Source organism: Enterobacter cloacae complex sp. 2024EL-00711 (assembly GCF_047529885.1).
Taxonomy (GTDB): domain Bacteria; phylum Pseudomonadota; class Gammaproteobacteria; order Enterobacterales; family Enterobacteriaceae; genus Enterobacter; species Enterobacter ludwigii.
In genome coordinates this window covers 237267-251997 of record NZ_JBLIZC010000006.1, presented here as the reverse complement: position 1 = coordinate 251997, position 14731 = coordinate 237267, and the positions used below count along the sequence as shown (strand labels likewise).

12 protein-coding genes are annotated in these 14731 nt (G+C 55.4%); 4 read left to right on the top strand and 8 right to left on the bottom strand.

The features are described 5' to 3' along the window. Window positions 1-384 precede the first annotated feature (384 nt). Both ACMVME_RS18190 and mdtD read left to right on the top strand, forming a co-directional pair. On the top strand, window positions 385-1092 hold the full coding sequence (locus tag ACMVME_RS18190) for a FadR/GntR family transcriptional regulator (protein ID WP_078775107.1): 708 nt from the start codon (window positions 385-387) through the stop codon (window positions 1090-1092). Further along, window positions 1089-2522 (top strand): multidrug transporter subunit MdtD, encoded by a 1434-nt coding sequence (mdtD, locus tag ACMVME_RS18185; RefSeq protein WP_014172264.1) that lies wholly within the window; start codon window positions 1089-1091, stop codon window positions 2520-2522. The genes ACMVME_RS18190 and mdtD overlap by 4 nt, the downstream gene beginning before the upstream one ends. On the opposite strand, the gene rbsR is transcribed toward mdtD, so the two are convergent. From rbsR to kup, 7 genes are all read right to left on the bottom strand, one after another. Further along, window positions 2488-3480, bottom strand: coding sequence for a ribose operon transcriptional repressor RbsR (gene rbsR / locus ACMVME_RS18180; RefSeq protein ID WP_014172265.1), 993 nt, complete (start codon window positions 3478-3480; stop codon window positions 2488-2490). The two genes, mdtD and rbsR, sit on opposite strands and share 35 nt — an antisense overlap. Window positions 3481-3483: 3 nt before the next feature. Continuing rightward, window positions 3484-4413 (bottom strand): ribokinase, encoded by a 930-nt coding sequence (rbsK, locus tag ACMVME_RS18175; RefSeq protein ID WP_251858952.1) that lies wholly within the window; start codon window positions 4411-4413, stop codon window positions 3484-3486. 107 nt (window positions 4414-4520) lie between these two features. After that, window positions 4521-5411: a ribose ABC transporter substrate-binding protein RbsB gene (rbsB, locus tag ACMVME_RS18170; protein ID WP_014172267.1), complete on the bottom strand. Its 891-nt coding sequence runs from the start codon at window positions 5409-5411 to the stop codon at window positions 4521-4523. 27 nt (window positions 5412-5438) lie between these two features. Next, window positions 5439-6404: a ribose ABC transporter permease gene (rbsC, locus tag ACMVME_RS18165; RefSeq protein ID WP_020882772.1), complete on the bottom strand. Its 966-nt coding sequence runs from the start codon at window positions 6402-6404 to the stop codon at window positions 5439-5441. A gap of 4 nt (window positions 6405-6408) precedes the next feature. Then, complete coding sequence (gene rbsA / locus ACMVME_RS18160; RefSeq protein ID WP_020882771.1) at window positions 6409-7914, bottom strand: ribose ABC transporter ATP-binding protein RbsA; 1506 nt, start codon at window positions 7912-7914, stop codon at window positions 6409-6411. Window positions 7915-7921: 7 nt separating this feature from the next. Next, window positions 7922-8341 (bottom strand): D-ribose pyranase, encoded by a 420-nt coding sequence (rbsD, locus tag ACMVME_RS18155; RefSeq protein WP_020882770.1) that lies wholly within the window; start codon window positions 8339-8341, stop codon window positions 7922-7924. A gap of 216 nt (window positions 8342-8557) precedes the next feature. Then, window positions 8558-10426 (bottom strand): low affinity potassium transporter Kup, encoded by a 1869-nt coding sequence (gene kup / locus ACMVME_RS18150; RefSeq protein WP_014172271.1) that lies wholly within the window; start codon window positions 10424-10426, stop codon window positions 8558-8560. Window positions 10427-10648: 222 nt separating this feature from the next. Here kup and ravA point away from each other — a divergent pair, with 222 nt between their 5' ends. Together ravA and viaA are read left to right on the top strand one after the other, a co-directional pair. Then, complete coding sequence (gene ravA, locus ACMVME_RS18145) at window positions 10649-12145, top strand: ATPase RavA (protein WP_025202724.1); 1497 nt, start codon at window positions 10649-10651, stop codon at window positions 12143-12145. After that, the gene (gene viaA, locus ACMVME_RS18140) at window positions 12139-13590 is read left to right on the top strand and encodes an ATPase RavA stimulator ViaA (RefSeq protein ID WP_014172273.1); all 1452 of its coding nucleotides are present in this window, start codon (window positions 12139-12141) and stop codon (window positions 13588-13590) included. The genes ravA and viaA overlap by 7 nt, the downstream gene beginning before the upstream one ends. Here the strand turns inward: viaA and asnA are convergent, their stop codons facing one another. After that, the gene (asnA, locus tag ACMVME_RS18135; RefSeq protein WP_020882768.1) at window positions 13591-14583 is read right to left on the bottom strand and encodes an aspartate--ammonia ligase; all 993 of its coding nucleotides are present in this window, start codon (window positions 14581-14583) and stop codon (window positions 13591-13593) included. Window positions 14584-14731 lie beyond the last annotated feature (148 nt).

The following is a 14731-nucleotide window of genomic DNA, read 5'->3' as shown; positions in this document are numbered from 1 at the left end:
TAGTGTCCGAAGACATTAAGAATCCATGTCACTTTGAGTGCCCACACAGATTGTCTGATAAATTGTTAAAGAGCAGTGCCACTTCGTTTTCGCTGCGGCGCGGGGTGTGCATATTACGCTTTCCCGCTTCAGAGTCAAGCATTTATTTTCGCTTATCTCTGCTGACCCGGCGGCGTGTGTGCCGTTGTTCCGTGTCAGTGGAGGCGCATTATAGGGAGTTATTCTGAAGTGACAAGAGGAAATTCAAAAAAAGTTTCTGTCCGTGTTTTTTTTCACCAACAGGGGTGAAATCAAGCTACAAATTGTTCTATTTGATGTATCTGCAACCACAATAACACCCGAGGTGGCATAATTATCAGCATGAATCTTTAAGGAATAAACGCGATGCCATTAAGCGCACAACAACTGGCTGCCCAAAAAAACCTGTCGTATGTGCTGGCAGAAAAACTGGCTCAGCTGATTTTAGCGGGTAAATATGCCCCGGGGAGCATCCTGCCGGGTGAAATGGAGTTGGGTGAGCAGTTTGGGGTGAGCCGTACCGCCGTTCGCGAAGCGGTGAAAACCTTAACGGCAAAAGGAATGGTGCTTCCGCGTCCTCGCATTGGTACGCGTGTGATGCCACAGAGCAACTGGAACTTCCTCGATCAGGAACTGCTCTCATGGTGGATGACGGAAAATAACTTTCATCAGGTCGTCGATCACTTCCTGGTGATGCGCAGCAGTCTTGAACCTCAGGCCTGCCTCCTTGCCGCCACGCTCGGGACGGCAGAACAGAAAGCGCAGCTCAATGCCCTGATGGAAGAGATGGTGTTCCTGAAAAAGCACTTCAACCGCGAACGCTGGATTGAGGTCGATATGGCCTGGCATGAACACATCTATATGATGAGCGCCAATCCGTTCCTGACATCCTTTGCCTCTTTATTCCATTCGGTATACCACACCTACTTTACCTCTATTACACAAGACGAAGTGGTAAAGCTGGATTTGCACCAGGCGATTGTTGATGCCATTCAGGAGAGTGACGGGCTGCGAGCCCAGGATGCATGCCAGGCATTGCTGGCCGCGCCAACCCACCAGCAGGTACATAAATGAGAGAGAAAAAAGCACGCAGCATGGCCGGATTGCCGTGGATTGCAGCCATGGCGTTCTTTATGCAGGCACTGGATGCCACCATCCTCAACACAGCGCTACCCGCGATTGCACAAAGCCTTAACCGATCCCCGCTGGCGATGCAGTCCGCCATCATCAGTTATACCCTGACTGTCGCGATGCTCATTCCGGTGAGCGGCTGGCTGGCTGACCGCTTCGGCACCCGCAAAATATTTATGCTGGCCGTGACGCTCTTTACGCTCGGCTCTCTGGCCTGTGCGCTGTCAACGTCTCTTACAGAGCTGGTCATCTTCCGTGTTCTTCAGGGCGTTGGCGGGGCAATGATGATGCCCGTGGCGCGTCTGGCGTTACTGCGCGCCTATCCGCGCAGCGAACTGCTTCCTGTGCTCAACTTCGTCACGATGCCCGGCCTGGTCGGCCCCATACTGGGTCCGGTTCTCGGCGGGGTATTCGTCACCTGGGCAAGCTGGCACTGGATCTTCCTGATTAATATTCCTATTGGCGTCGCGGGGCTGCTTTATGCCCGCAAATATATGCCGAACTTCACCACCCCAAGACGCCGTTTCGATATGCGTGGTTTTTTCCTGTTTGGCCTGAGCCTGGTGCTCTTCTCCAGCGGGATGGAGCTGTTTGGTGAGAAGATCGTGGCGACATGGATTGCACTCTCCGTCATCCTCGGCGGTATTTTGCTGTTCCTTCTTTATATACGTCATGCACGCCGTCACCCGACGCCGTTAATTTCTCTGTCGCTGTTTAACACCCGAACGTTTTCCGTGGGGATTGCGGGCAACATTGCCTCACGCCTGGGGACGGGCTGCGTGCCGTTCCTGATGCCACTGATGCTGCAGGTGGGTTTCGGCTACCCGGCTCTGATTGCCGGTTGCATGATGGCCCCCACGGCGATGGGCTCTATTCTGGCCAAATCAACCGTCACGCAGGTGTTGCGCTGGTTTGGCTATCGTAAGACGCTGGTAGGTGTAACGGTCTTTATCGGGCTGATGATCGCGCAGTTCTCCCTGCAATCCGCCTCTTTACCGGTCTGGATGCTGATCCTGCCCCTGTTTGTGCTGGGAATGGCAATGTCGACACAGTTCACGTCGATGAACACCATCACCCTCGCCGACCTGACCGACGATAACGCCAGTAGCGGCAACAGCGTGCTGGCAGTGACTCAGCAGTTGTCGATCAGTCTGGGGGTGGCCGTCAGTGCGGCGGTACTGCGGTTTTATGAAGGTTTTGACAGCGCGAACACCGTCGAACAGTTCCACTATACCTTTATTACCATGGGCGCACTCACCGTCGTGTCGGCGCTGGTCTTTATGCTGTTAAAACCCAAAGATGGCCGCAACCTGATCAAAGAGCGCCACAAAGCAAAAGCTAAACCGAACCCCGTTCCATCAGAACAGGAGTAAGCTGCAGACGTTGCTGCTGCAGGCCGGGCTCGGCCATTCGGTGGATAAGCACATCGATGGCCAGCTCGCCCAGTTCATCTTTTGGCTGATGAATCGTGGTGAGCGGTGGCGTCATGTAGCGGGCCAGTTCAATGTCATCGTAACCAATCACCGCCATATCGCGTGGAACACGCAGTCCCGCCTGATATAACGCCTGATACGCGCCAAACGCCATCGCATCGTTGCCGATAAACACAGCCTGCGGACGCTGCGCTTGCGACAGCAGTTTCTGCATAGCTTCAAAGCCGCCGTTAAATTCGAAATCACCGGTAATACGGTAGCCCTCCGGAACAGTAAGCCCCGCCCGCGCCATCGCAGAAAGATACCCCTCAAGACGCAAGCGCGCCGGGGTTTTATCCAGGGGGCCGGTAATGCAGGCGATGCGGGTATAGCCTTTATCGATCAGATACTGGGTGGCCATGTCACCTCCCAGCAGCGAGTTATCCTGAATGAGATCGCTGGTACCGTCGAACGGCGCCCAGTCCATCATCACCGTGGGAATAGAAGGGTAGCGCTGAATAATCTCTTTCGAGGGCTGATGTGTTTCGGTACACAGCAGCAGTAACCCGTCGACGCGCTTTTGCATCAGCGTCTCCAGGTTGCGGTTCATTCGCTGCTCATCCCCTTCGGTATTGCACAGCACCAGGCTGTAACCACGCTCGAAGCAGCTGCGTTCGACACCGCGCACAAGTTCAGAATAAAAGGGGTTGGTACTGGCGGTGATCAGCATGCCGATGGTGCGCGTCTGGTTGAGCTTGAGGCTGCGCGCCAGCGCGGACGGCGCATAGTTGAGATCTTTAACCGCGGCTTCGACTTTCTCCCGAATCGCCTCGCTAACGAAGCGATCGTTATTAATGACGTGGGAGACTGTCGACGTAGAAACGCCCGCCTGGCGGGCGACATCTTTCATTGTGGCCAAGCGTTACCCCTGCTGACTTAAGAATTCATCAATCTCTTTACGCCACGGAACGGAAGGCTGGGCACCTTTGCGCGTTACGGCAATCGCCGCGGCGGCATGGGCAAAGCGAATAGCATCATCCATTCTCTTGCCTTCCAGCAGCGCAGTCACCAATGCACCGTTAAAGGTATCTCCCGCCGCGATGGTATCAATCGCCTTAACCTTAAAGCCCGGCACGCGACGGCCTTCCCCGTTTACGCTGGCCCACACTCCACGACTGCCAAGGGTAATGATAACGGTGCCGATGCCTTTATCGTGCAGCACTTTCGCCGCCCGCGCGGCGTCGTCATCATTTTCAACGCGAACGCCTGTCAGTTTCTCCGCTTCAGTTTCGTTCGGGGTAATGATATCCACCAGCGCCAGCAGCTCGTCTGATAATACCCGCGCAGGCGCAGGATTGAGTACGACAGTGGTATGATTTTGATGCGCTATCTCGGCGGCCGCCAGGACGCTTTCAACGGGTGATTCCAGCTGCATCAGAAGCGCTTCGGCCTTCGCGATGATCTCGCGCTGTGCGTCCACCCGCTCAGTGGTCAGCGCGGCGTTAGCCCCCGCATGAATACCGATGACATTCTCACCTTCCGCGTTGACGAAAATCAGCGCCACGCCGGTTGATTCCCCTTCGACAACGCTGACAGGCGCAATATCAATGTTATCGCTGGCCAGCTGTTTGCGTACGCGCTCACCGGTATCGTCATCACCCGTGCAGGCAATAAAGGCGATCTTCGCCCCACTGCGTCCTGCGGCGACGGCCTGGTTGGCGCCCTTACCGCCGAATGCCACCTGATACTGATTACCGGTGACGGTTTCGCCCGGTGTCGGGAACGATTCAAGGTTAAGAATGTGATCGGCATTGATACTGCCAAGGACGACAAGATTGCCTGCGGTTTTCATGGTTGAGGTGTCCATCTGAGAGCGCCACCGGTGTGACCCGGTGGCGTATGCCACACTTTTCTTTATAGGGTGTCCCTCAGGCAGCCAGCGACTGCCTGATTCGCCTTTTACTGCTTGATGACCAGTTTCAGGTCAACAGGGTATTTGGCCTGAACTTTTTCGCCCTTCAGCACTTTATCAGCAGTCTGCACGCCCGTTGCGCCGATCTGCTCAGGCAGCTGAGCGATGGTCGCCGCCAGTTTGCCATCTTTTACTGCTTTTTCACCATCCGGTGTGCCGTCAAATCCGACAACCATCACATCAGATTTACCTGCGGTCTGCAGAGCACGCAGCGCGCCCAGCGCCATTTCGTCGTTCTGTGCAAACACAGCCTGCACGTCAGGGTGCGCGGTCAGCAGGTTCTGCATCACGTTCAGACCTTTCGTGCGGTCGAAGTCAGCAGGCTGGCTGGCCAGTACGTTAAATTTGTGCGCTGCAACAGCCTGCTGGAAGCCTTCACCACGCTCACGCGCCGCTGACGTACCGGCAATACCCTGCAGTTCGATAACTTTCGCGCCTTCACCCGCTTTCTTCGCGATGTAGTCACCCGCGATTTTGCCACCCAGAACGTTATCAGAAGCGATGTGGCTGACTACGTCGCCTTTCGTCGCCTGACGGTCAAGGGTGATGACCGGGATCTTCGCCTGATTTGCCATCTTCACGGCGTTACCCACGGCGTCAGAATCCGTTGGGTTGATCAGCAGGATTTTGGTGCCACGTACGGTTAAGTCCTGAACGTTTGCCAGCTCTTTCGCCGGGTTGTTCTGAGAGTCCAGCACCACCAGGTTGTAGCCCAGTTTGTCAGCTTCTTTCTGTGCTCCGTCCTTCAGAGAGACGAAGAACGGGTTGTTCAGCGTGGAGATAACCAGCGCGATGGTGTCTTTCGCCATTGCGTTAGCACTTACGGTTGCGCTCAGCGCGACAGCAGAAACCAGGGTAGCCAGTTTTTTCATGTTCATATCTAAGATGTCCTGTAGTGTCGTCAGTTACTGTTTTTTGTTGTCTACCAGAACCGCCAGCAAAATCACCACTGCTTTAACGATCATCTGGTAATAGGAGGAAACACCTAATAAATTCAAACCATTATTCAGGAAACCAAGGATCAGTGCGCCGATCAATGTCCCAACAATGCGACCTTTACCGCCCGCAAGACTCGTACCGCCCAGAACGACTGCCGCAATGGCATCCAGCTCATACCCCGTCCCCGCCGTTGGCTGCGCAGAAGAGAGGCGCGCCACTTCGATGATGCCTGCCAGAGAGGCCAGCAGACCACACAGCGAATAGACGATGATTTTGACTTTATTGACGCTGATCCCGGACAGACGCGTTGCCGCTTCGTTACCGCCCAGCGCATAGATATAACGACCCAGACGGGTGTGATGCAGCATGTACCACGCCGCGAGGAAAACGATAGCCATGATCCAGACCGGCGTCGGGATACCCAGCGGACGACCAATACCGAACCAGCCAAACAGATCGGCGTTATCCGTAAAGCCGGTATTTACCGGACTGCCGTTGGTATAAACCATGGTGACACCGCGCAGCAGGAGCATCATGACCAGCGTCGCAATGAACGCCTGAACGCGGCCTTTCGCCACAATCACACCGGTCACGGCACCAATTGCCGCCCCAAGTGCCAGCGCAGCTGCAACGGCCACCAGCGCGTTGACTTCAATCCCTACAATTGAAGCCGCAACCGCACCGGTGAGCGCCAGCAGGGAACCGACGGACAGATCGATACCCGACGTCAAAATCACCAGCGTCATCCCTACCGCCATAATGGCGTTAACCGACGTCTGCTGAAGAATATTGAACAGGTTATTAACGGTAAAAAAGTTTGGGCTCATGGTCGAAACAATCGCGATCAACACCAGCAGGGCAATCAGCGATTTTTGTTCCAGCAGCCATGCCTTTGTGAAATAACGGCGACCAGAAACAGCCTGGGTAGTCATCTTCTTACTCCTGATTCACGCGATTAAGCTTGCCCACAGCGGCAGCCATCAGAACTTCCTGGGTGGCCTGCTCGCGAGTGAATTCACCACCGAGATGCCCTTCATGCATGACGATAATGCGATCGCTCATGCCTAATACTTCTGGCATCTCGGAAGAGACCAGAATGATGCTCAGGCCGTCGGCCTTGAACTGGTTAATCAGCTGATAGATCTCTTTCTTGGCCCCAACATCCACCCCGCGGGTTGGCTCATCAAGGATCAGCACTTTCGGGCGCGTCATCAGACCGCGCGCAATGGCCACTTTTTGCTGATTACCACCGGACAACAGGCCAATCGCCTGCTCCATCGACGGCGTTTTAACGTTGAAGAGACGGATAAAATCGCTGACCGCCTGCTGTTCATCTTTGTGCTTCAGGCTGCCACCGCTGCGGCTGAAATAGCGCAGGGCAGTAAGCGACATGTTCTCTTTTACCGACATCCCCAGCACTAAGCCGTCACGCTTGCGGTCTTCGGAGATATAGACGATGCCGTTTGCCAGGCCATCCTGTGGAGAGCGAGTCACCACCTCATGACCGTCGAGCGTGACATAACCGCTGGTACGCGGCAGTGCGCCATAGAGCACTTTCATCAGCTCGGTACGGCCAGCCCCCATTAACCCCGCCACGCCAAGGATCTCTCCCTGGCGCAGGGTAAAGGTGACATCGTTCACGCCCGGGCCACAGAGGTTGTCCACCTTCAGGCGGATCTCACCCGGTGCTTTGTCCAGATGCGGATACTGGTCTTCGAGCTTACGTCCCACCATCATTTCGATAAGGGTATCTTCGGTCAGCGTGGCGACTTCGCGCTCGGCAATGAATTGCCCGTCGCGGAAAACCGTTACGTCGTCGCAGATCTCGAAAATCTCTTTCATACGGTGAGAGATATAGACAATCCCGCGTCCCTGCGATTTCAGCTCGCGGATAACGCGGAATAAAGATTCGGTTTCGGTATCGGTCAGCGCGTCCGTCGGTTCATCCATAATGATGACCTTCGACTCAAAGCTCAGCACCTTCGCGATTTCAACCATCTGCTGATCGCCAATGGAGAGGTCGCCCACCAGACGGTCGCTCTTGAAGCGCAGGTTTAGCTTCGCCAGCAGTTTATCCGCTTCGGCATACATCGTTTTCCAGTCGATTTTGCCAAACCGGTTAACGAACTCCCGTCCGAGGAAGATGTTTTCCGCAATGCTGAGCTGCGGGATCAGGTTCAGCTCCTGGTGGATAATACCGATACCCGCATCCTGGGAGGATTTCGGGCCGTTGAACGTGGTCTCTTTACCCAGCCACAGCAGCGAGCCGGCATCGCGTTGATAGATACCGGTCAGCACTTTCATCATGGTGGATTTGCCGGCCCCGTTTTCGCCCACCAGCGCCATTACGCGTCCGGGATAAACGTTCAGTGCAGCGCCAGAGAGGGCTTTTACGCCCGGGAACGCTTTATCGATCCCTTTCAGTTGCAGTAATGCGTCCATGGTGGCCTCAGAAGGTGACGCCAGCACAGAGAATGATATTCGCATACGGGGAACACTCCCCGCTGCGAATCACCGCCTGACTGTCTGCGGTTTGTTGTTTGAATTGCTCGTGCGTTGTGTAACGAATTTCTATGGTGTTTCCCTGGTGTTGTTGCAGCTGCTCAATGTGGCTGAGCAACGTTTCGTGGAGTTGCGGATTATGGTGTTTAATTTCCGTCGCGAGAATGGCCGCCTCAACCTGCATCTCCGCCGTCACCACGTCCAGTACCTGCATAAACGAGGGCACGCCCTGCGTTAACGCCATATCAATACGGGTTGTGCTGCGCGGAACCGGTAAGCCTGCATCGCAAACTACCAGCGTATCGGTATGCCCAAGACGGGAAATAACCGATGAGATTTCTGCGTTAAGAACGGTGCCTTTCTTCATTTTCTTGCTCCACTAGCGAAACGTTTCGCTGAAATCAGTTTAGTCTTAACGGTGTTCAGAAAACCACCATGACATAACAGATTTGTGATCGGCGTCGAAACGTTTCGCTACGTGAAATGAGAAGGCGATAAATGCAAAAACGGTAACCCTTTGGTTACCGTTTTTTTAGGGTTGCACCCTCTCCATCCAGGAGAGGGCATCAGGCCACACGAGGACCTAGATTTCGACCTGCGTTCCCAGCTCAATCACACGGTTAGGCGGGATCTCAAACTGGTCAGGTGCGCGAAGGGCGTTACGCTGCAGGATAAGGTACAACTTGCCGCGCAGACGCAAATACCAGGGGCGCTTGCCGATAATCAGCGACTCGTGGGACATAAAGAACGAGGTCTCCATCATGCGACAGCTCAGACCTTCCAGACCGCAGCGATGGAACACCTCTTCGACGTTTGGTGTCTCACGCCAGCCGTAGCTTGCCACGACGCGCCAGAAGGTCGGCGACAGTTGCTCGATTTGCACGCGGCGGACATTGTGGACGTACGGGGCATCTTCGGTGCGCAGGGTCAGCAGGATCACGCGCTCGTGCAGCACTTTGTTGTGCTTGAGGTTATGCATCAGCGCAAACGGGATAACGTTCAGCGCACGCGACATATACACCGCGGTGCCCGGCACGCGTACCGGCGGCGATTTCTCCAGCGAGGCAATCATAGCCTCCAGGGAGTTACCGTGCTCATGCATACGGCGCAGAAGGCGGAAACGTTCGCTTTTCCACGTGGTCATGACAATGAACATCACCAGACCGAGCGTCAGCGGCAGCCAGCCACCGGAGACAATCTTGTCGAGGTTGGCGGAGAACAGCGGCACGTCAATGCACAGGAAGCCGACCAGAATCATCATCACGAGGAATTTGTTCCAGTGCCAGTTTCGGTACGCTACCGTGGTGGAGAGCAGCGAGGTCAGTACCATCGTACCGGTTACCGCAATACCGTACGCCGCCGCCAGGTTGCTGGAGTGCTCGAAGCTGACGATGACAATCACCACGGCGAAATAGAGCAGCCAGTTGATGAACGGAATGTAAATCTGGCCCGACTCCATCTCGGAGGTATGGATAATGCGCATAGGCGAGAGATACCCCAGACGCACGGCCTGACGCGTCAGAGAGAACACACCTGAAATTACCGCCTGCGAGGCAATAACGGTCGCCAGCGTCGCCAGAATCAGCATGGGCACCAGCGCCCAGTCCGGAGCCAGCAGGAAGAATGGGTTCTTAATCGCCTCCGGGTTTTGCAGCAGCAGCGCACCCTGACCGAAATAGTTCAGCACCAGCGACGGCAGGACCACTAAAAACCACGCCACGCGGATAGGCAGTTTCCCGAAGTGCCCCATATCGGCATACAGCGCCTCAACACCGGTGATAGAGAGCACGACGGCACCGAGCGCGACGAAGGAAACCACTTTGTATTCAAGGAAGAAATGCACGGCCCAGTATGGGTTCAGCGCATGCAGCACGTCCGGGTTAGCAATAATGCTGCGTAAACCGAGTGCCGCCAGGACCAGGAACCAGGCCAGCATAATCGGAGCGAACAGCTTGCCCACCAGCCCGGTGCCGTGCTTCTGGATGATGAACAGCAGCGTCAGGACAAGGATCGCCAGCGGAACAACCCACGAATCAAGCTGTGGCGCGATAATCTCCAGCCCCTCTATCGCCGAGAGAACCGAAATCGCGGGAGTAATGACGACTTCCCCATAGAAGAAGCTGCCGCCAATCAGGCCGATAATGACCAGCACCGACGTCATTCTGGCGGAGGTATTCCGCCCGGCAAGGGACATCAGAGTCAGGATTCCCCCTTCACCGGCGTTATCTGCACGCATAACGAAGGAGAGGTATTTCACTGAAACCACCAGGATCAGCAGCCAGAAGATGAGGGACAGGAAGCCAAAGACGGCATCGCGCTCAACACCAAAACCAAACTGACCGGACAGACATTCACGAAGCGTATAAAGCGGGCTGGTGCCGATATCACCGTAGACAACCCCGATCGCCGCAAGCGTTATTGCGGGTAATGATTGCTTATTATCAGTGCTCATAGACTAGTCTTTTCGTTTAAATAACAAATGTGTGCTTAGTCCCTTGGCCCACAAAAAGCGCACAGTATGCACGATTCAATGCAAAATCGTACCCCTAAATGCAACCGCATTAATGTAGCGCAAAGAAAATAGCGCCGCACTTCAGTCTATTACCAGCCCTGACTGAAACGTCTATACTCGCTTCAATTGGCCGCCACGACGGCGAAAGGATGCAAAACTATTATGGCTCACTCACATTTAATAGCAGAAAGAATTTCCCGCCTCAGCGGCGCGCTGGAAAAAGGCCTTTTCGAGCGTAGCCACGCCATTCGCCTCTGTTTACTGGCAGCGTTGAGCGGCGAAAGCGTCTTTCTGCTTGGACCTCCGGGCATCGCCAAAAGCCTGATTGCCCGCCGGCTGAAATTTGCCTTTCAGAACGCCCGCGCTTTCGAATACCTGATGACCCGCTTTTCCACCCCAGAAGAAGTTTTCGGCCCGCTTTCCATTCAGGCGCTGAAAGATGAGGGGCGCTATCAGCGCCTGACTGAGGGGTATCTTCCGGAAGCGGAAATTGTTTTTCTTGATGAGATCTGGAAAGCGGGGCCGGCTATTCTGAACACCCTGCTCACGGCGATAAACGAACGCCGATTCCGCAACGGTGCCAGCGAAGAGAAAATCCCGATGCGCCTGCTGGTGGCGGCCTCTAACGAACTCCCGGAAGCCGACAGCAGCCTTGAAGCGCTGTATGACCGCATGCTGATCCGCCTGTGGCTCGACAAAGTGCAGGATAAATCCAACTTCCGCTCGATGCTGGTCAGCCAGCAGGATGAGAATGAAAACCCGGTCCCCGCTTCGCTGCAGGTCACGGATGAGGAGTATTACCAGTGGCAGGAGGATATCGGCAAAATCACACTGCCGGATTCGGTGTTTGAGCTGATCTATCTGCTGCGCCAGCAGCTCGATTTACTGCCTTCTGCGCCGTATGTCTCCGACCGTCGCTGGAAAAAAGCGATCCGCCTGCTGCAGGCCAGCGCCCTGTTCAGCGGCCGCGATGCCGTTGCGCCAATCGATCTGATCCTTTTAAAAGATTGTCTCTGGCACGACGCGGAAGGCATGAACCTGATGCAGCAGCAGCTTGACGTATTGATGACCGGACACGCCTGGGGCCAGCAGTCGATGCTCAACCAGCTCGGGGCGATTGCCCAACGGCGTATTCAGCTGCAGCAACAACAAAGCGACAAAACAGCGCTGAAAGTAAACCGCCTTGGCGGTATGTTCGCCCGCAAAGCGCATTATGAGCTGCCGTCCGAACTGACCAGTACAACGCTGACGCTCCTGCTTCAGCAGCCCCTTAAGCTGCATGACATGCAGGTGGTCCATATTACCGTGGAGCGAGAGCCACTGGCTCAGTGGCTTGATAAGGGCGGGGAGATCCGCGGCAAACTCAACGGCATCGGTTTTGCCCAGCCGCTGACGCTGGAAGTGGACAGCAGCCAGCATCTGGTGATCCGCGACGTCAGCCTGCAGGGATCGCGTCTTGCGCTTCCGGGAACCGCCTCTGACAGCGTGCCGGAAGAGATTAAACGCCAGCTTGAAGCGCTGGATACAGAATGGCACCAGCAACATACGCGCTTCAGCGAGCAGCAAAAATGCCTCTTTATTCATAGCGACTGGTTAGGTCGCATCGAAGCCAGCCTGCAGGATGTCAGCGCGCAGATCAAACAGGCTCGTCAATGCTAACGCTGGATACGCTTAACGTCATGCTGGCCGTCAGCGAAGAGGGGTTGATCGAAGAGGTGGTCATCACCCTTCTGGCCTCCCCGCAGCTGGCGGCTTTTTTTGAAAAATTCCCACGGCTCAAAAAGGCGATGACCGACGATCTCCCGCGCTGGCGCGAAAACCTGCGTCAGCGGTTCAAAGAGACCGAAGTCCCCCCTGAATTAACTGACGAGGTGGCCTGCTATCAGCAGTGCCAGCGGCTCTCTACGTCACAGTTTATCGCCCAGCTCCCGCAAACCCTGACGTTACTCGACACAGTACACTCTCCGTTTGCCAGCCAGGCGCGGGCGCTGGTCACGGATAACGCCACGTTTACCCCCGCGCTACACACCCTCTTTTTACAACGCTGGCGCCTCAGCCTGGTGGTGCAGGCCACAACGTTGAACCAGCAGTTGCTGGATGAGGAGCGTGAACAGCTGCTTAGCGAAGTGCAGGAACGCATGACCTTAAGCGGTCAGCTGGAGCAGGTGCTGGTGGAAAATGAAAACGCAGCCGGGCGTCTTTGGGATATGAGCGCCGGTCAGCTGCGGCGCGGAGATTACCAGCTCATCGTCAAGTACGGCGATTTTCTGGCACAGCAGCCAGAGCTGATGAAGCTTGCCGAACAGCTGGGTCGCTCACGGGAGGCCAAATCGGTCCCAAAGAAAGATGCCCCAATGGAGACCTTCCGCACCCTGGTCCGTGAACCGGCCACCGTGCCTGAGCAGGTGGATGGGCTCCAGCAAAGCGACGATATTTTGCGCCTGCTGCCCACGGAGCTGAGTACGCTGGGGATGACTGAGCTTGAGTACGAGTTTTATCGCCGGCTGGTGGAAAAACAGCTTCTGACCTACCGGTTGCATGGCGAAGCCTGGCGTGAAAAGCTCAGCCAGCGCCCGGTCATCCATCAGGATTTTGACGAACAGCCGCGCGGGCCCTTTATTGTGTGCGTGGATACGTCCGGCTCGATGGGAGGGTTTAACGAACAGTGCGCGAAAGCGTTCTGCCTGGCTCTGATGCGCGTGGCGCTCGCCGATCGACGTCGCTGCTTCATCATGCTCTTTTCCAGCGAAGTTGTGGGGTATGAACTGACCCATCAGCAGGGTATTGAGCAGGCGATCCGCTTTTTAAGCCAGCGCTTTCGTGGCGGTACCGATCTGGCCAGCTGTTTTCGAAGCATCGTTGAGCGGATGCAGGGCGGAGACTGGTATGACGCTGACGCCGTGGTCATCTCCGATTTTATTGCCCAGCGGCTACCGGATGACGTGGTGAATAAAGTGAAGGAGCTACAGCGAGTGCATCAGCACCGTTTCCATGCTGTGGCGATGTCTGCCCATGGAAAGCCCGGCATCATGCGCATCTTCGATCATATCTGGCGCTTTGATACCGGGTTACGTAGCCGCCTGCTAAGACGCTGGCAGCGCTAATTACAGAAGAGATTCAACGCGATCGCGTACCTGTTGTGGCCAGACACCGCACTGCACCTGACCAATATGTGGCAGCTGCAACAGCAGCATGGTCAGACGGGACTGGCCAATACCGCCGCCAATGGTCTGCGGCATCTCTCCGCGCAGCAGCGCCTGGTGCCACTCCAGCGTAAGACGATCTTCATCCCCGGTCAGTGCCAGCTGACGTTTCAGGGCGTCAGCATCCACGCGGATCCCCATTGAAGAGAGCTCGAACGCATCTTCCAGCACCGGGTTCCAGACCAGAATATCGCCGTTCAGACCGGCGCGTTCGCCCTCACCCGTCGTGCTCCAGTCATCATAATCCGGCGCACGCACATCATGGCGTTTACCGTCAGACAATTTGCCGCCAATCCCGATCAGGAACACAGCACCCAATTCTTTGGCGATCGCACGCTCACGGCCTTTGGCATCCAGATCGGGATAACGGCTCAGCAGTTCCTGGCTGTGGACAAAGTGGATCGATTCCGGCAGGAACGGTGCCAGACCAAACTCTTTGCTCACTGCCGCTTCGGTCGCTTTGATCCCGGCGTAGATCGCCTCAACGGTGGATTTCAGCGTACCGACGTGACGCTCGCCATCGCCCATGACGCGCTCCCAGTCCCATTGATCGACGTAGACAGAGTGCATTGGCGTAAGACGGTCTTCATCGGGGCGAAGGGCTTTCATGTGCGTGTAAAGCCCTTCGCCCGCGCTGAAGTCGTGTTGTCCCAGGGTTTGACGTTTCCACTTCGCAAGGGAATGCACCACTTCGAACTGGGCGTCTGGCAGTGTTTTCACTTTCACCTGTACCGCTTTTTCGCATCCAGAAAGGTTGTCCTGCGTCCCGTCACCCACGCGGCTGAGAATGGGCGCCTGGACTTCGATCAGACCAAGCTTATCTTCCAGCTGACGTGAAAAATGGGATTTAACGAAGCTGATCTGGCGTTGTTTTGCGATGTAAGCGGTTTTCATTATTTATACTCCTGCGTCCTGTTGATAGAGATTAAGCAACAGAAATGGCCTGTTATTCAATAACCCATCAACAAAAAGCCACCTTCACTTTTGATTCATTAAAATAAGACGCTAGAATAGAGAGATTCATTAATGTTCATAAGAAAAA